General features: G+C 63.6%; 14 protein-coding genes and 2 riboswitches. Of the genes, 2 read left to right on the top strand and 12 right to left on the bottom strand.

The annotated features are described in order from the left end of the window. Positions 1–45: 45 nt before the first annotated feature. From F6V30_RS08525 to alr, 12 genes are all read right to left on the bottom strand, one after another. Positions 46–1,233 (bottom strand): glycosyltransferase, encoded by a 1,188-nt coding sequence (locus tag F6V30_RS08525; protein WP_246163377.1) that lies wholly within the window; start codon positions 1,231–1,233, stop codon positions 46–48. Continuing rightward, positions 1,226–2,170, bottom strand: a complete 945-nt coding sequence (locus F6V30_RS08520; RefSeq protein WP_151156566.1) for a glycosyltransferase family 2 protein — start codon at positions 2,168–2,170, stop codon at positions 1,226–1,228. Before F6V30_RS08520 ends, F6V30_RS08525 begins: the two co-directional genes overlap by 8 nt. A 40-nt stretch (positions 2,171–2,210) precedes the next feature. Further along, positions 2,211–3,185, bottom strand: a complete 975-nt coding sequence (locus tag F6V30_RS08515; protein ID WP_151156565.1) for a glycosyltransferase — start codon at positions 3,183–3,185, stop codon at positions 2,211–2,213. A gap of 236 nt (positions 3,186–3,421) precedes the next feature. Continuing rightward, on the bottom strand, positions 3,422–4,276 hold the full coding sequence (gene ccsB, locus F6V30_RS08510; RefSeq protein WP_151156564.1) for a c-type cytochrome biogenesis protein CcsB: 855 nt from the start codon (positions 4,274–4,276) through the stop codon (positions 3,422–3,424). Positions 4,277–4,293: 17 nt separating this feature from the next. After that, the gene (resB, locus tag F6V30_RS08505; RefSeq protein WP_151156563.1) at positions 4,294–5,658 is read right to left on the bottom strand and encodes a cytochrome c biogenesis protein ResB; all 1,365 of its coding nucleotides are present in this window, start codon (positions 5,656–5,658) and stop codon (positions 4,294–4,296) included. A gap of 205 nt (positions 5,659–5,863) precedes the next feature. Further along, positions 5,864–6,127, bottom strand: a complete 264-nt coding sequence (locus F6V30_RS08500; RefSeq protein ID WP_151156562.1) for a cytochrome c3 family protein — start codon at positions 6,125–6,127, stop codon at positions 5,864–5,866. Between the two features lie 84 nt (positions 6,128–6,211). Continuing rightward, positions 6,212–6,724, bottom strand: coding sequence for a 5-(carboxyamino)imidazole ribonucleotide mutase (gene purE / locus F6V30_RS08495; protein ID WP_151156561.1), 513 nt, complete (start codon positions 6,722–6,724; stop codon positions 6,212–6,214). A 94-nt stretch (positions 6,725–6,818) separates the two neighbouring features. Then, positions 6,819–8,093, bottom strand: coding sequence for a phosphoribosylamine--glycine ligase (gene purD, locus F6V30_RS08490; protein ID WP_151156560.1), 1,275 nt, complete (start codon positions 8,091–8,093; stop codon positions 6,819–6,821). Between the two features lie 159 nt (positions 8,094–8,252). Next, entirely contained in the window at positions 8,253–9,809 is a 1,557-nt protein-coding gene (gene purH, locus F6V30_RS08485) for a bifunctional phosphoribosylaminoimidazolecarboxamide formyltransferase/IMP cyclohydrolase (RefSeq protein WP_151156559.1), read from the bottom strand. A 174-nt stretch (positions 9,810–9,983) separates the two neighbouring features. Further along, positions 9,984–11,225 carry an ASKHA domain-containing protein gene (locus F6V30_RS08480; RefSeq protein WP_151156558.1) on the bottom strand — a complete coding sequence of 414 codons (1,242 nt, stop codon included), beginning with the start codon at positions 11,223–11,225 and terminating at the stop codon, positions 9,984–9,986. Beyond that, positions 11,225–12,253, bottom strand: coding sequence for a selenide, water dikinase SelD (gene selD / locus F6V30_RS08475; protein WP_151156557.1), 1,029 nt, complete (start codon positions 12,251–12,253; stop codon positions 11,225–11,227). The genes F6V30_RS08480 and selD overlap by 1 nt, the downstream gene beginning before the upstream one ends. A gap of 72 nt (positions 12,254–12,325) precedes the next feature. Further along, positions 12,326–13,465: an alanine racemase gene (alr, locus tag F6V30_RS08470; protein ID WP_151156556.1), complete on the bottom strand. Its 1,140-nt coding sequence runs from the start codon at positions 13,463–13,465 to the stop codon at positions 12,326–12,328. Positions 13,466–13,858: 393 nt separating this feature from the next. Further along, positions 13,859–13,965, top strand: a riboswitch (TPP riboswitch). Between the two features lie 72 nt (positions 13,966–14,037). On the opposite strand from alr, the gene thiD reads away from it, so the two are divergent. After that, positions 14,038–15,513, top strand: a complete 1,476-nt coding sequence (gene thiD, locus F6V30_RS08465) for a bifunctional hydroxymethylpyrimidine kinase/phosphomethylpyrimidine kinase (RefSeq protein ID WP_151156555.1) — start codon at positions 14,038–14,040, stop codon at positions 15,511–15,513. Positions 15,514–15,546: 33 nt separating this feature from the next. Next, entirely contained in the window at positions 15,547–16,833 is a 1,287-nt protein-coding gene (gene thiC, locus F6V30_RS08460; protein WP_151156554.1) for a phosphomethylpyrimidine synthase ThiC, read from the top strand. A 105-nt stretch (positions 16,834–16,938) separates the two neighbouring features. Further along, a riboswitch (cyclic di-GMP riboswitch) is annotated at positions 16,939–17,013 on the top strand. Positions 17,014–17,032 lie beyond the last annotated feature (19 nt).

Below are 17,032 nucleotides of genomic sequence, written 5' to 3'. Positions count from 1 at the left end.
ATTTTTTGTGCAATTTTTTTCAACGTAAACGCACAACCCCCTTTTTCAGGGCTCCGACGCACCGGTAACCGCCCGGCACACCTCGGCCAGACGGGCGCCCCTGGCCTGCCAGGCGTGGTCGTGGACCGCCTTGGCCCGGACCCGTTCCCCCCGCCCCTTCAACCCGTCCCGGTCCGCCAGTAGGTCCGCGATGCGGGCGGCGAAGGCGGCGGTATCCCCCAGGGGCGCATAGACGCCCGTATCCCCCAGGATCTCCCGGTTGACCGGGGTGTCGAAGACCACCACCGGCAGGGCGCAGGCCATGTAGTTGAAGAGCTTGCCGTTGGCCTCGGTCAACGACAGCTTGGGGGATACGGCCAGGTCCGCCGCCGAGAGGAAGAGCGGCGCCTCCCGGTAGTCCACCTTGCCGGTGAAGGTGATCATGTCGCCGATCCCCAACGCCTCGGCCGCTTCCCGGTAGCGCTCCACGGGGAAGCCCATGATGAGGAAGCGTGCCTGCACCCCCTGGGCCTTCAGGAGCGCTATGGCGTCCAAGAGCAGGTCCGTGCCCTGGTAGGCGCTCATGAGCCCCAGATAGGCCACCACCGGCACATCGGGGGCGATCCCCAGGCGGCTGCGCGCTTCCTGCCGGTCATGGGGGCGGAACTGGTCCGTATCCACGCCGTCGATGACCGAAACGAGGCGTTCGGGGGCCACCCCCCAGTTCGCCCGAAGATCGGCGTACCCGGCGCTGGAACTGGTGACGATCCGGTCGGCGCTATTGTTGATGAACCGCTCGGCCCAGCGGAAGATGCGGGCCGCGCGGGAGTCGGCCTTGAAAAAACCGTGGTCGATGCATTCGCCGCTGAGGCTCCCCTGGTAGTCGAAGATCAACGGGGCGCGGGTCACGAGCTTGAGCAACCAGCCGATGGCGGCCCCTTCGTGGAGGTGGGCGTGGATTACCTGGGGGCGGAAGCGGAGGCTGAAGGCTGTGGCCTTGCCGAGCAGCAAAAGGTCGAGGTAGAGCTTGTGACAGGAGGGGCCGGCTTCCAGGCGGTTGTACCACGGTATCCGGGGGATGCGCAGTACCGGGATGCCGGGCAGGTCCCGACCGATGTGGTAGGTGACGATGCGCACGTCGTGGCCCAGGGCGCGGAGGGCGCGGGCCTCCTCGTAGATGCGCACATGGCAGCCCCGATCCGCGAAATAGGGGGTCGGCGCCACCATGAGGATTCTCAGCCGGTCATCAGCCAAGGTTGACTCGGTCCCGGATCACGTAGATCGGCTTGCCCTGGGATTCGAAGTAGGTCCGGGCGTTCAGTTCCCCCAGGAGCCCCAGGACGATGAACTGGACCCCCATGAAGAGCAGGAAGGCGGTGAGGATCAGGAGCGGATTGCGGTTCATGCTCGTGTTCTCGAAGATCTTCATGTACAGGGTCGTGCCGCCGGAGAGGCAGCCGGCCAGCAGGGTATAGATCCCCCATTTGCCGAACAACTGGATCGGCTTGGTGGAGTAGGCCATGAGGAACTTGACCGTCATCAGGTCCAGCACGACCCGCAGGGTGCGGGAGATGCCGTACTTGCTCGTGCCGTACAGGCGCGGGCGGTGGTTGACCGGCAGTTCCGTGACCTTTGCCCCCACCTGGGAGGCCAGGGCCGGCACGAAGCGGTGCATCTCGCCGTAGAGGTTGATGCCGTCCAGCACCTCGCGGCGGTAGGCCTTGAGGGTGCAGCCGTAGTCGTGCAGGTGCACGCCGGTCAGCCGGGAGATGAGGGAGTTGGCCAGCAGCGAGGGGATCTTGCGGGTGATGAAGGTGTCCTTGCGCTCCTTGCGCCACCCGGAGACCACGTCGTACCCCTCGTGGAGCTTCGCCAGGAGGCGGGGGATATCGGCCGGGTCGTTCTGCAGGTCGCCGTCCATGGGGATGATGACGGCGCCCGTGGCCGCGTCGAAGCCGGCGGCCATGGCGGCGGTCTGGCCGAAGTTGCGCCGAAAACGCAGGAGTTTGACCCGCTGGTCCTGGGCGGCAATCCCCTTCAACAGCGTGAACGAGCTATCGCTCGAACCGTCATCCACGAAGATGGTCTCGTACTCCAGGGAGGTCCGGGCCAAGGCGTCTCGGATGCTCTCGTAGAGCGCCGCCACGTTTTCCTCCTCGTTGTAGATCGGCACGACAATGCTCAACTCCATACCCACCGTGTCCCCCTTGTATCCAAGCGTTCTGAAATAATCATTCTCCGGCTGCGGGCGCGTCGTTCAGCCCCTTCACCTGTCGCAGGGTCACCTCGCCCCCCGGTTTGCGCCGCGTGCCCGCCAGGGCGCCCAACGCCCCCCACCAGAGGCCGGCCCCATAGGCCAGATGGATGATGGCGTAGATGAGCGGCAGCCGCGGGAACATCCCCAGGCTGCGCGCCCGGGCCGCCTCCCCGGCGGAAACGGCCAGGAGCAGGAGCCCGTAGCAGGCCAGAGGCAGCCGGAACAGCGATCCCGGGAAAAACGGCACGAGCAGCGCGTAGGCCAGAAACAGGGCCGGCAGCAGGCTGACCGGCCGGACGCGCCTGCTGATGACGGTCTGCTCGGCCCTGCCCCGGCCGTAGTTCAGAAACTGGCGGCAGAGCAGGCGCCAAGTCGGTCGCTGGCTGCGAAAGACCGCCAGGCGCGGATCGTGGACCAGCCCCTCCCCGGCATGCTGCATCCGCTCCAGGAGCTCGTTTTCCTCGTTGGGATAGAGCCGTTCGTCCAGGCCGCCGAAGGCCAGGAACCGCTCCCGGCGAAAGCTCAGGTTGCACAGGATCAGCTCGCTGTCGTTGGTCAGGCGCGCCTCCCCCTGGGCCCGGTAGCGGTTGCGCATCCCGCCGCCGCCCAAGGCCGAGGCCAGGGCCGTGCCGATGCTCCGTTGCAGGATGGAGTCGCTGGCCGGGGTCAGGGACGGGCCGCCCACGGCCGTCACGCGGGGATTCTCGAAGTGCCCGGCGACCAGGGTGAGATAATCGGGGGCGGTGAGGGAGTCGTCGTCCAGGAAGCAGACGATCTCCCCCTGGGCCTGGGCCACCGCGGCATTCCTCTGGCGGCTCGGGCTGTATCCCTCGGCGACGATGATCTCATAGCGGTCCCGTGGGTACTCCACCGCCGCCAGCCGCTGGGCGGCCGTTACGCTGAAACCCGGCTTGACCGGAATAATGATGGAAATGGTTGGTTTGTTCATAAAAAAGCCGGGAATTACTTCCCGGCTCATATAATCACAGTCGCTGGACAAAATCACCAAAAATGTTGCCGAAACAACACAATGGCGGTTTTACAGGTTGTTTAAAAACGTTATGAGGAAGGCCGGATGCCAGGCGCCCGGAACGGAGCGGCCGAGGCATAACAATCAGTTAGCCGAGGTCGTGAGTACCGCGCAACGCCGCAGACGGCTCTCCGCAATAGTTTTTCAACAACCTGCTACATCTTTGAGCTGCCGTAGCTGTGCAGCCCGGACAGGAACAGGTTGACCCCCAGGTAGCAGAAGATGGTGGCGGCAAACCCGATGATGGAGAGCCAGGCCGCACGCTTGCCGACCCAGCCCCGGGTAAAGCGGGCGTGGAGGAACGCGGCGTACACGAACCAGACGATCAGGGACCAGGTTTCCTTGGGGTCCCAGCTCCAGTAGGTGCCCCAGGCGTAGTTGGCCCAGGCCGCACCGGTGATGATGCCCAGGGTCAGGAGCGGAAAGCCGATCATGATCGCCCGGTAGTTCAGGTCGTCCAGCACCCGGATCGGCGGAAACATGCCCATGAGGCCGCCGGCTGCGCCGCCCCCCGCTTCTTCACTCCTGGCCTTGACCAGGTACATGATGGAGATGCCGCAGGCCACGGCGAAGGCCGCATAGCCTAAGAAACAGGTGACGACGTGGTACAGGAGCCAGTTGCTCTGAAGCGCCGGGACGAGCGGCTCGATGCCGCTGTGCATGCCGAGCTGGGCCCAGGCCATGCCCAACAGGGCAAAAGGGACCACGAAGGCGCCGACGATGCGGTATTTGTACTTCAACTCGATGAACATGTAGATGAGGATGATGGTCCAGGAGAAGAAGACCACCGATTCGTACAGGTTGGAGAGCGGCGCATGGCCGTACCCCATGTCGTAGGACTCTTTCCAACGCAGGGCGATGGCCAGGGTCTGGATGGCGAAGCCGGCATAGGCCAACAGGCTGCCGGTCAGGCCGATGGCCTTGTTCTTGCTGGCGAGGAATGCGAAGAAGACAACCATGGACGCCATGTAGGCGAGCGTTGTCACGTTGAAGAGCAGTGAACTTGTCATAAACTAGGTAACCTCCGCTAGATTTTCAGGTTTTTAAACTTGTCGGACAGCTCTTCGAACTGCATCTGGAATGCAGCCTGGTTCTTGCTGGCATTGCCGTACATGCGGGCATAGCCCTTGGAGACGACGATCCAGACCCGTTTGTGAGACATGAAGAAGGCGATGAACAGGCCGCACACCATCAGGGTGCATCCCAGCCAGACTACCCAGACGCCCGGGTCCTTGGCCACCTGGAGGCCGGTGTACATCTTGGCGTTGGAGCCCTCGTACACGACCTGCAACGCGTCGCCCCGCTGGGCATTGGCATCGGGGAAGTCCTTGAACACGATATAGGTCTGGGGAACCCCGCCCTTCGGAGTCACCTCGATCCTGGCGGCCGGCCCGGAGAAATTGGGCATGAACTGGCGGATATCCGCGGTCGTCTCCAGCAGCTTGAAGGTGGTGCCGTCTTTCAGGACGGTCGCCTGCCCTTCCCGCAGGGTGAGGCGGTCGCTAAAACCGCCCGAGCGCGCCTGCACCGAGAAGGTGTGGTCGCTGCTCTCGGTGGCCTGGCCGTAACTGGACTGGTAAAAGGTGAACCCCTTGTAGGAGAGCGGCTCGTTCACCACGACCCGGACATTGGTGAGCCCCTTGACCGGTTGGCCGTTTTCCAGGACCGTCAGGATGCTCTTGAACTCCTTGGGCGCGCCGGAGTCGTAGAAGGTGACGTTGAACTTCTCGCAGCGGACTTCAAACCCCAGGGGGATCTCGGCGCCGTTGTTGGCCTGGATGCTCGATATCCCGGTGCCCTCGACGATGGCGGCAAACCCTTTATATCCGAACAGCGATCCGAGGATGGCGCCGACGAAGATGACGAGGATGCTCAGGTGGACGACATACACACCCAGGCGGCACCAGGCGTTCTTCTGGGCAAAGAGATGGTATTCACCGTCGTGCTCCGTCACGACCGGAACGCTGAACTCCTTGCCGAGAAACTCCGCCAGGGCCTCGCGCCCCTTGTCGAGCGACGCCGTAATCTTGAGATCCTGCTTCTGGGAAAAGCCGGTGCGCTGACTTTCGCCCAGTACCAGGTTCGGTTCGCTGATGAATTTGAAGACGTGCGGCAGGCGTTTGATGGAACAGCAGATCAGGTTGACGCTGAAGACGTACAGCAGCAGAATGAACCACCAGCTGTGGTACATGTCGAAAAAGCCGAGCTTGGAATAGATTTGGAGTTTTACGGGGCTGATCGAGGCCACGTACTCCGGCGGCAGCTTACCCTGGGGCAGGATCGTGCCGATGACGGAGGTCAGGGCCAGGGAGATCAGCAGAGAGATGGTGAGTTTGAGTGAACAGAAAAAATCCCAAAGTGCCTGAGCGAAGCTGCGGTTGGTGGTTGCCAATGGTCTCTCCCGATCATGATGTCAACGGCCCGCCGCCCCGGGCGGCAGGCTTGATGTAGGTAACTTTAGCGCAAGAACAATAAAAAATGTACTCTTTTTTTTCGGAATCGTTCCGGTTTACGCCCCTGACCATAAAAAAAGAGGGATAACAGCAGGCTAGCGTTATCCCTCTCAAAGCTACGTTAAAACTATACGATCCGAATGATTACTTGTGGCACTCTTTGCAGCTCGTGGGACCTTTTTTGCCTTCGGCGTGGCAACCCTTACAGTTCTTATGGGCCCATTCCTTGCCGAAGCCTTCGATCTTGCCCGGTTTTGTTTCGTGGCACTTCTTGCAGTTGCCGACAGCGGCAATGTGGGCCTTGTGGGGGAACTTCACTCCTTTTTTCATCTCGATGAATTCAGGAGCGGCGAAGGCGGTGCCCGCAAACGCAACCAAGGCAAACAGCGCAACAACAACTTTTTTCATTTTATTCCTCCTGGGGGAAATGGTAAAAAACTCGCTAAAACTACTACATGGCAAAAAAGGATGTCAAGCAAAAAGCCCTCCGGCTCACGCCTCCCGGCCCGCCGCCTGCAGGGCGGCGTCCTTGCGTTCCACCTCGTCTTCCATCTCGCGGCGGTACTCTTTCAGCGCCCCGGCAAGCCGCACATCGCTCAGGGCCAGCATCTGGACGACGAACAGCCCGGCGTTCTTGGCCCCGGCCTTGCCGATGGCCATGGTGGCCACCGGAATCCCCCCCGGCATCTGCACCGTGGAGTAGAGGGCATCCACGCCGTTCAACGCCCCGCCCGGCATGGGCACGCCGATCACCGGCAGGATGGTCTTGGCGGCCACGACCCCGGCCAGGTGGGCGGCCATCCCGGCTCCGGCGATGATCGCTTCGATGCCCCGCCCGGCAGCTTCCGAGGCCAGGGCCATGGCCTTGGCCGGGGAGCGGTGGGCCGAGGCGATATGCATCTCATAGGGGATGCCGAATTTCTGAAGCACCTCGCCGGCCGCCTGCATGACCGGCAGGTCGGAATCGCTCCCCATGATGAGCAGGACTTTTGGTGAATCTGTCATTATATTCCTCCAGAATCCAATAAATGCTTTACCCCATAGGATTTATGGGGCCTATGGGACTTATACGTCTTATACGACCTATAGGTTCTATGATTCATCCGCGGTTGAGCGCCTTTTTCCCGATGTCGGTGCGGTACTGCACCCCCTGCCAGGTGATCCGTCCAACCCCCTGGTAGGCCCGTTCAATGGCCTGCTGCACCGTTGCCCCCAGGGCGGTGACCCCCAGGACCCGGCCGCCGCTGGTGACGCACGCGCCGTCCTTGGCTGCGGTGCCGGCATGGAAGACGAATACGTCGTCCAACTCGGCCGCCTTGTCCAGACCGCTGATCGCGTCCCCCTTGCGGTAGTCCCCCGGATACCCCTCGCTGGCCATGACCACGCAGACCGCCGCCTTGTCGTGCCATTCGATGGAGCGTCCCGCCAGATCCCCTTCGGCCACGGCCATCAGGACCGGCACGATGTCGGACTTCATGCGCATCAGGAGCGGCTGGCACTCCGGGTCCCCGAAACGGGCGTTGAACTCCAGGGTCTTGACCCGACCGTCCTTCACCATCAACCCCGCGTACAGCACGCCGCGATAGGGGCGTCCCTCGGCGGCCATGCCGTCCACCGTCCGGCGGAGCACCTCGGCCATGGCCGTGTCGTGCACGGCCCGGGTCACCACCGGCGCGGGGGAATAGGCGCCCATGCCCCCGGTATTGGGGCCCTTGTCGCCGTCGAAGACCGCCTTGTGGTCCTGGGCGCTGGCCAGGGGGATGATGTTCGTGCCGTCGGTGATCGCCAGGAAGGAGGCCTCCTCCCCGGTGAGGAATTCCTCGATCACCACCCGGGCGCCGGCGCTGCCGAAGGCGTTGCCGCTCAACATATCCTTCACGGCCTCCACCGCCTCGTCACGGGTCTGGGCGATGATGACCCCCTTGCCGGCGGCCAGACCGTCTGCCTTGACCACGATCGGCACCCCGGTCCGGTCGATGAACGCCTCGGCCGGACCGGCCTCGGTAAAGACACCGTAGGCCGCCGTCGGGACGCCGTATTTCTGCATCAGATCCTTGGAGAACGCCTTGCTGGCCTCGATGATGGCGGCGTTCTTCCGGGGGCCGAAGACCTTGAGGCCATGTTCCTCGAACAGATCCACGATACCCAGGGAGAGCGGTTGTTCCGGCCCCACTACCGTGAGGCCGATCCCCTCGCTCCGGGCAAAGGCGAGCAGCTTGTCCAGTTCGTCCACCCGGATGGGGAGATTCTCGGCCAACGCGCCGATCCCCGGATTGCCGGGGGCGCAGAACACCTTCGTCACCAGCGGCGACTGGGCGATCTTCCACACCAGCGCATGCTCCCTGCCCCCGCCGCCAACCACCAAAACTTTCATGGATTCACTCCTTACAATTTATACATGCTCAGTGCTGAATAGATCGTCCAATTTTTCGCGAGGTCAAGGAAGATAAGCGAATGCGCGGAGACGTACCGAGAGGTACGTCGCACAAGTATTCGTGAAATCTGACGCCGAGATCGCGGAAAAGTGGGCGATCTAATGCCTGAAATGCCGCATGCCGGTGAACACCATGGCTATCCCGTGCTCGTTGGCCGCCTTGATGACCTCCTCGTCCCGCACGCTCCCCCCCGGCTGGATGACGGCCGTGACCCCGGCCTCCGCTGCGGCGTCCACCCCGTCCCGGAACGGGAAGAAGGCGTCGGACGCCAGCACCGTACCCTGGGTCGGCAGCAGGGCCTTCTGTACGGCGATCTTGGAGGAATCGACCCGGGACATCTGGCCGGCCCCGATCCCCACGGTCTGGTCACGGTTGGTAAAGACGATGGCGTTGGACTTGACATGCTTGCAGACCCGCCAGGCAAAATCGAGGGATGCGTACTCCGAGGCGGTCGGGGTGCGCTCGGTCACCACGCGGCAGTCGGCCGCCCGCACCATCCCCCGGTCGCGGCCCTGGACCAGCAGTCCCCCCACCACCTTTTTGAGGTCGTACCCCTGGACATCGTACTCTCCCAGGAGCGGTATCTGCATCACCCGCACGTTCTTCTTGGCCTTGAAGATCTCCAGGGCCTCGTCGCTGTAGCCGGGGGCGATGACCGCTTCCAGGAAGGTGGAGGCCAGTTCCCGGGCGATGTCCGCATCCACCTGGCGGTTGAAGCCGACGATGCCGCCGTAGGCCGAAACCGGGTCGCATTCCCGCGCCTTGAGGTAGGCGCTCAGCGGGGTATCGGACAGGGCCACGCCGCAGGGGTTGGTGTGCTTGATGATGACCGCCGCGCTCTGCTCGAACTCCTTGACCGTCTCGATGGCGGCATCCAGATCGATGATATTATTGAAGGAAAGCTCCTTGCCCTGCAACTGTACGGCGTTGGAGACGCACGGTTCGGCAATGTCCTTCTCCACGTAGAAGGCGGCCGACTGCTGGGGGTTCTCGCCGTAGCGCAGGTCTTGGGCTTTTTTGACCTGGATGGTGAAGGTGGCCGGATATTCCTGGGGCTCCTCGCCGAGGCGCGCCCCCAGGTAATTGGAGATGGCGCCGTCATAGGCGGCGGTGTGCTGGAAGACCTTGACCGCCAGGCCGTAGTTGGTTGCCGGGGAGACGGCCCCCTTGGACCCCTTCATCTCTTTCAGGACCGTGGCGTAATCGGCGCAGTCCACGATCACCGTCACGTCCGGGTAGTTTTTGGCGGCCGAGCGGAGCATGGTGGGACCGCCGATATCGATATTCTCGATGGCGTCCGCCAACAGGCACCCCGGTTTGGCCACGGTGGCCTCGAAGGGGTACAGGTTGACCACCACCATGTCGATGTTTTCGATGCCGTGCTCCTTCATCATGGCCACATGGGCCGGGTTGCTGCGCATGCCGAGCAGGCCGCCGTGCACCTTGGGGTGCAGGGTCTTGACCCGGCCGTCGAGCATCTCGGGAAACCCGGTGAACTCGGACACGTCCTTGACGGTCAGCCCCGCCTCGCGCAACAGCTTGGCCGTGCCGCCGGTGGAGAGGATCTCCACCCCGTAGTCGGCCAGTTGCTTGGAGAATTCTACGATGCCGTTCTTGTCGGAAACGCTGATGAGCGCCCTGGTGATCTTAGCCATGGTACCTGCTCCTTCTCTATCTAATAAGTTGATAACCGGAAAACCGAAACATCTCACATCTGCCACAGAGCCACGGGGAACGTCAAAAGCCAAAACGGTCCAGGACAAAAATCTAGGTTTTCTCCGAGTCTCTGCGTCTCTGTGGCGGAATCTAAGGTTTTATCTTGTTTGTGCTTACGGTTGCGGGAAGTCCATATGTTTCATGAACATGGTCTCGAACAGCGGCGTACCCGAGAGCGGCACCACCCGGAACCGCATGCCGAGCCGTTCCACGGACGCGAAGTCGTCATGCTCCGCCAGGGCACGTTCGACACCGGCCAGCGCCCCTTCGGGGGTAAACTGTGAAATTTGTACCATGCCTGCGTCGAAAATTCCAATGGTTTTAAGCCACAAGGGGCGCAAAACGGCACCGAAGGAACCGGTCAGGAGCACCTCCTTCAGGCCCGGGAAAGGTATACCGGAACGCTCGGCCAGCACCTCCATGCCGGCCCGGATGGCCCCCTTCGCCAACTGGATCTGGCGGATGTCCCGCTGGGTGAGGAGCAACAGCCCCCGGGCGTCCCGGTGGATCACAAAGGCGCTCTCCCCCTCCTGTTCGATCACCCGCTGTCCCAGGTTCGAGGGGATCTCGGCGCTGGTGCGCAGCCTCCCCCCCGCTTCCAGAACCCCGCAGGCCAAAAGCTCCGTGACCAGTTCGATGGCGGCCGAGCCGCAGATGCCCACCGGCTCCCGGTTGCCCAGGGTGGCGATCTTGACCCGTTCCCCTTCGATGCGGATGGAGGTGATGGCACCCGGCAGGGCGGCCATGCCGCAGGAGAGGTTGCCCCCCTCGAAGGCCGGTCCGGCCGCGGCCGAGGTGGCCCAGATGGTTGCGCCCGCGGTCAGGGCCATCTCGCCGTTGGTGCCCATGTCCAGGCAGAGGGCGGCCTCTCCCGGTCGGGCGCCGTAGAGGAAGGCAACCGTGTCCCCCCCCACGAACCCGCCCGGCATGGGGAACAGATAGACCGGGGCCGCGCCGTCCCACTCCAACTCCCCTGCCGTCACCCGTTTGCCGCCGGTGAACAGGGGGCGGTAGGGGGGAAAGGCCAGGGTCTTCACCGGCAGCTTCAGCAGCAGGTGCTGCATGGCCGGGTTCCCGGCAATGGCGACCTGTTTCACCTCGCCCCACGGGACACAGCTCTCCGCGCACAGATCATGGGCCAGACGCAGCAGTTCGGTGCGGATCAGGCGAGCCATCTCCTGCAATGCCTCTTCGGAGTGAACCGCGGCTGCCAGGCGCGACACCACGTCGGCCCCGAACCGGCGTTGGGGATTCATGCCGCCGGTCATGGCCAGCCGTTGGCCGGTGGCGCGGTCCATGAGCGAAGCGGCCAGGGTGGTGGTCCCCAGGTCCATGGCAAGGGCGTAGCCGGGCATCAGACTATCTCGATGGGATGGGCTTGCGGGGGGAGCACCAGGCCGACCTGGCGGGCAAAGATGCCGCGCTCCCCGGCTTGGGCCAGGAAGCGTTCCGCATCCGCCGGGCTCAGGGCAATGAGGAGCCCGCCGGAGGTCTGGGGGTCGAAGAGCGGCAGCAGCGCTTCGTCGCGGGAGTCCCGCCCGCTCACCAGGGGAGCGTAGTGGTCCCGGTTGCGGTAGCAGCCGGCCGGCACCATGCCGTCGCCAGCCAAACCGGTCACGCCGGACATGAGCGGGATGGCGTCGAGCCCCAGGCGGATCGTCACCCCGGCCCCGCGGGCCATCTCGCTGCAATGGCCGATCAGGCCGAAGCCGGTCACGTCGGTGGCGGCGGAGGCGCGGCATTCCCGCATCAGTTCGGCGGCCGCCCGGTTGGAGGTGGCCATCCAGGCGGCGGCCGCGGTCACCGCCCCCTCCGGGGCCATTTCCCCCTTCACGGCGGTGGCGATGATGCCGCTGCCCAAGGGCTTGGTCAGGAGCAGCAGGTCCCCCGGCCGGGCGGTGGAGTTGCGGATGATGGCGGCGGGATCCACCAGGCCGGTCACGGAGAGGCCGTACTTCAACTCGTCGTCCTCCACCGTATGCCCCCCCACCAGGCAAACCCCGGACTCTTTCAGCACGCTGTTCCCCCCGGCCAGGATTTCACCCAGAACCTCCCCCGGCAGGGAGCAGGCGGGAAAGAACACCAGGTTCATGGCGGTCACGGGGCGGGCGCCCATGGCATAGACATCGGAAATGGCGTTGGTGGCGGCGACGCGGCCGAAGGTGAAGGGATCGTCCACGGGAGGGGTGATGATATCGGCCGTCTCCACCAGGGCGCACTCCGGCGCAATCCTGTAGACCCCGGCGTCGTCGGAGGTCTCGGGACCTACAAGCAGGTTTTCGTCGCGGTAATCCCAAAGCCCGTCCAGGGCTTTCGCCAGGCCCGCAGGGCCCAGTTTCGCGGCTCAACCGGCGGCTTTTACCAGCTGCGTCAGTTTGATCATAACTTTCCTTTGTTTGTGCTATCGGTCCTATGGGGCCTATAAGTCTTATAGGACCTATGGGTCCCAGCTAAATCATTTCAGGTAAATCCTGGGCACCCGTTTGCTGATGCCGCAGAAGATCTCGTAAGGGATGGTACCGGCCAGGGTGGCCAACTCCTCGGCGTGGATGCAGTTCCCCGCCCCGTCCGTCCCCATCAGCACCACCTCGTCCCCCACGGCCACGCCGGGGATATGGGTCACATCCAGCATGATCCAGTCCATGCAGACCGTCCCGGCCACCCGCGCCCGTTGGCCCCGGATCAACGCCTCCCCCCGGTTGGTGAGGGTGCGGGGGTAACCGTCGGCATACCCCACCGGCACGCTGGCGATCAGGGTCCGCTCGGCGGCGGTGAAGCGGCGGGCATAGCTGATGGTGGTGCCCGGCTCCACCCATTTCAGCATGGCGATGCTGCTTTTCAGGCGCATGACCGGCTTGAGGTCCAGCTTCCCTTGAAAATCGGGCGAAGGGATGGCGCCGTAGAGCACGATGCCGGGACGGACCAGGTTGCAGCCGGCGTTGTCCCGGAGCAGGGCCGCAGCGCTGTTGGCGATGTGGATATAGCGCGGGGAGAAGCCGGCCTTGCGGGCCTCGGCGACCACCCAGGAGAACCGCTCGGCCTGGATGCGGGTGAAATGCTGGCCCGATTCGTCCAGTTCATCGGCGCTGGCGAAGTGGGAGACGATCCCCTCCAGGGTGATGTTGGGCAGCTTCTTCAATTCGCTCAGGAACGCGGGGGCCTCGGCGTAGGTGATGCCCAGGCGCCCCATGCCGGTGTCGATCTTGAGATGGACCTGGGCCTTGCGAAAGAGCTTGCCGGCGGCTAGGTTAAGTGCCTGGGCCTGCTCTAGGGTGAAGAGGGCGGTGGAGATGTTGTAGCCGATGCATTTGCGCTCCTGGCCCGGATACACCCCGCCCAACAGCAGGATCGGCTTGTCGATGCCGCTCTTGCGCAGTTGAATGCCCTCGGCCAGGAAGGCGACGCCGAAGGCGTTCACCCCCAGCGCCTCCAGTTCGCGACTGATGTCCATGAAGCCGTGGCCGTAAGCGTCGGCCTTGACCACCGCCAGCATCTCGGTCCGGCGGGGAATGGAAGCGCGGATAAGCTCAAAATTATGGCGCAGTGCGTCGAGATCGATCTCGGCGAATGTGGGACGGCTGTCGTACACGACCATGACACTCCTTGGTTTTCGGAATCAAAGGCAAGACAATGTCTTTAGAAGGGGTTATTACCACGTCCGGCCCTGGCTGTAAAGCGAAAGGGGGCCGCCGTTTCCGGGGCCGTGCCGGCTACCGGCGCTGTCGCTGTCGTTACAAGCCGGACGGGCACGGCAGATCATAAAAACAAATATAACTTGATTTAAAATTTTCCAGGTATATCTTACGGTTACATAGATGACTGTACATCCAAGAGCACCGTCACGCTGACCGGCAAGGTGAAGGTCACCATCGATGCCCTAACGTAGGGAAACGAAATCGTTTCCGATAGCCGCCACACCGCCTCCAGCCTGCCGCTGCTGTCATTGGGATTGACAGGAACGGTTAAATCCAGTACCGTAGACACAATTACAAGGCCCTGGGGGAGTTCGCAAGAGCTGAGATGATTCCTTTTGGAATCAGACCCTTTGAACCTGATCCGGTTAATTCCGGCGTAGGAAAGCGGCTTGCACGACTGTTCATCTTATCCATGAACCCGGCCGCCTGTATCACAACAGTGCGGCTTTTTTATTACCACGAGGGATATGCCATGGACGACTGCAGCAAACGGTTTCGTCTCGTCATCAACAATACGGCGCAGGTATTTCCGCCGGTTGGGGGCGTGTATCTGATCACCGACCAGGATGACAATCTGGTGGAACGGGTGCGGATCGCCCTGCGTGGCGGTGTGGCGGTGCTGCAGTACCGCGCCAAGGAGAAAAGCCACGAGACCCGCCTGGAGGAGGGGCGCGAGCTGAAGCAGCTCTGCAAGCGCTTCGGGGTGACCTTCATCGTCAATGACGACATTCGGCTGGCCAGGGAACTGGATGCGGACGGCGTCCACCTGGGCCAGGACGACGGCGGCATTGCCGAGGCACGGGAGCTGCTCGGCCCGGGCAAGATCGTCGGCAAATCGACCCATAACCTGGACGAGGCCCTCCAGGCCGAACAGGAGGGGGCCGATTATATCGGTTTCGGTGCCATGTACCCGACCGACAGCAAGGTCATCACCCACATGCCGGGCACCAGCGGCCTGTGCGCCATCCGCGACCGCATCAAGCTCCCGGTGGTGGCCATCGGCGGCATCACCACCAGCAACGCCTGCCGGGTGATCGACGCCGGCGCCGACGCCGTGGCGGTGATCTCGTCGGTCCTGTCCAGTCCCCGTCCCGACATCGCCGCCGCCGAGCTGAAACTGCTCTTCAACCGCACCTGCCCCTACCCGCGCGGCTCGGTCCTGACCGTGGCCGGCAGCGACTCGGGGGGCGGAGCCGGCATCCAGGCCGACATCAAGACCATTACCCTGCTGGGGAGCTACGCCGCCAGCGCCCTGACCGCCCTGACCGCCCAGAATACCAGGGAGGTTTCGGCCATCCACGGCCTCCCCCCTTCCTTTGTGGTGGATCAGATCACGACCGTGCTGGCCGATATCCCGGTGGACGTCATCAAGACCGGCATGCTGCACACCTCGGCCATCGTCTCGGCCTTGGCCGAACTGCTGGCGGAGCGCACCGGGTATATCCCGCTGGTCATCGACCCGGTCATGGTATCCAAGGGGGGCACGACCCTGCTGGATCGGGACTCGCTCCGCATCCTGCTGGAACAGTTGCTGCCCCAGGCCTACCTGCTGACCCCCAACATCCCCGAGGCCGAGCGCCTGCTGGGGAGAGCGATCCGCTGCGAGGCGGATATGGAACAGGCCGCCCGCGACCTGCACGCCCTGGGCCCGGCCAACGTTCTGCTCAAGGGGGGACATCTGGCCGGCCGTCAATCCATGGATATCCTCTTCGACGGCTACGAATGCCGGGAATATGCGGCGGAACGGGTCTTCACCAGCAACACCCACGGCACCGGCTGCACCTACGCCTCGGCCATCGCCGCCTTCCTCGCCCAAGGGGAGCCGCTCAGAAGCGCCGTGGAAAAGGCCAAGGAGTTCATCTCCGCCGCCATCCGCCTGGCCCACCCCCTGGGCAAGGGGCATAGCCCGGTGAATCATTTTGCCGCCGCCCGGCAAAGCGACCGCTGACCCATACCATCAATCCTTTATACGGAGCACGCAATGACCCAACTCGAATACGCCCGCCGGGGCCTCATTACCGAACAGATGCAGATCGCAGCCGCAGCGGAAGGGGTCCCACCCGAATTCATCCGCGACGGTCTGGCAGCCGGCACCATCGTCATCTGCCACAACATCAAGCACGCCAACGGCACCCCGCTGCCGGTGGGGACCGGCCTGCGCACCAAGATCAACGCCAACATCGGCTCGTCTTCGGATGATACCGACATGCAGAAGGAGCTGGAGAAGGCCCGCACCGCAGTGAAATACGGGGCCGACGCCATCATGGACCTCTCCACCGGCGGGCCGGTGGACGAGATCAGGCGGGCCGTGGTGGCGGAAACCAACGCCTGCATCGGCAGCGTGCCGCTCTACCAGGCCGCCCTGGACGCCGTGCGGGTCAAGAAGAAGGCCATCGTGGACATGACGGTGGACGACATCTTCGCCGGCATCATCAAGCATGCCGAGGACGGCGTGGACTTCATCACCGTGCACTGCGGCGTGACCCGCTCCACGGTGGAACGGATGAAGAACGAGGGGCGCCTCATGGACGTGGTCTCCCGCGGAGGTGCCTTCACCATCGAGTGGATGGCCTACAACCGCCAGGAGAACCCGCTCTTCGAACACTTCGACAAACTCCTGGATATCACCAAGGAATACGACATGACCCTCTCCCTGGGCGACGGTTTCCGCCCCGGCTGCCTGGCCGACGCCACGGACCGGGCTCAAATCCAGGAACTGATCCTCCTGGGAGAACTGACCCAGCGCGCCCAGGAGGCCGGGGTACAGGTCATGATCGAAGGGCCGGGGCATGTGCCCCTGAACCAGATCCAGGCCAACATCCTGCTGCAGAAGCGCCTGTGCCACGGCGCGCCGTTCTACGTCCTGGGGCCCCTGGTCACCGATATCGCGCCGGGATACGACCACATCACCTGCGCCATCGGCGGGGCCATTGCGGCCGCCGCCGGGGCCGACTTCCTCTGCTACGTCACCCCCAGCGAGCACCTGCGCCTGCCGGACGTGCAGGACGTGCGCGACGGCGTGATCGCCTCCCGCATCGCCGCCCACGCGGCCGACATCGCCAAGGGGGTCAGGGGCGCCATGGACAAGGACATCCAGATGGCCACATGCCGGAAGAAGCTGGACTGGGAGGGGCAATTCGCCCTGGCGCTGGATGAGGACAAAGCCCGGGAGTTCCGCGCCAACTCGCCGGTCGCCGACCACGGGGCCTGCACCATGTGCGGCGAGTTCTGCGCCTACAAGGTCATGGACGACGCCATGAAACGCTGAGCGCCCGGCGGCCGTATTCACCGAACTGCCAAATATCACTTGACAAACCGGCGGCCACGCTTAGAATTAATTCCACATAAATCAGTCAGTTACTGACCATCTGATAAGCGATACTACTAAACCGCCAGCGATGACGGGACGGATAGCCTACGGGTCTCACGGAGACAGCCGGGTGCCGAAAGATCAGATCCTGGGCACC

The sequence above is a fragment of the Oryzomonas sagensis genome (genome assembly GCF_008802355.1).
Taxonomy (GTDB): Bacteria; Desulfobacterota; Desulfuromonadia; order Geobacterales; family Pseudopelobacteraceae; genus Oryzomonas; species Oryzomonas sagensis.
Note: the sequence above shows the minus strand (reverse complement) of the source record. Positions and strands in the feature narration are given on the sequence as shown.

What these genes read in the sequence shown, in the direction of transcription:
- F6V30_RS08520 (WP_151156566.1), bottom strand. Translation starts at nt 2,170, where the DNA reads ATGGAGTTGAGCATTGTCGTGCCGATCTACAACGAGGAGGAAAACGTG.
- F6V30_RS08515 (WP_151156565.1), bottom strand. Translation starts at nt 3,185, where the DNA reads ATGAACAAACCAACCATTTCCATCATTATTCCGGTCAAGCCGGGTTTC.
- ccsB (WP_151156564.1), bottom strand. Translation starts at nt 4,276, where the DNA reads ATGACAAGTTCACTGCTCTTCAACGTGACAACGCTCGCCTACATGGCG.
- F6V30_RS08500 (WP_151156562.1), bottom strand. Translation starts at nt 6,127, where the DNA reads ATGAAAAAAGTTGTTGTTGCGCTGTTTGCCTTGGTTGCGTTTGCGGGC.
- purE (WP_151156561.1), bottom strand. Translation starts at nt 6,724, where the DNA reads ATGACAGATTCACCAAAAGTCCTGCTCATCATGGGGAGCGATTCCGAC.
- purD (WP_151156560.1), bottom strand. Translation starts at nt 8,093, where the DNA reads ATGAAAGTTTTGGTGGTTGGCGGCGGGGGCAGGGAGCATGCGCTGGTG.
- purH (WP_151156559.1), bottom strand. Translation starts at nt 9,809, where the DNA reads ATGGCTAAGATCACCAGGGCGCTCATCAGCGTTTCCGACAAGAACGGC.
- F6V30_RS08480 (WP_151156558.1), bottom strand. Translation starts at nt 11,225, where the DNA reads ATGCCCGGCTACGCCCTTGCCATGGACCTGGGGACCACCACCCTGGCC.
- alr (WP_151156556.1), bottom strand. Translation starts at nt 13,465, where the DNA reads ATGGTCGTGTACGACAGCCGTCCCACATTCGCCGAGATCGATCTCGAC.
- thiD (WP_151156555.1), top strand. Translation starts at nt 14,038, where the DNA reads ATGGACGACTGCAGCAAACGGTTTCGTCTCGTCATCAACAATACGGCG.
- thiC (WP_151156554.1), top strand. Translation starts at nt 15,547, where the DNA reads ATGACCCAACTCGAATACGCCCGCCGGGGCCTCATTACCGAACAGATG.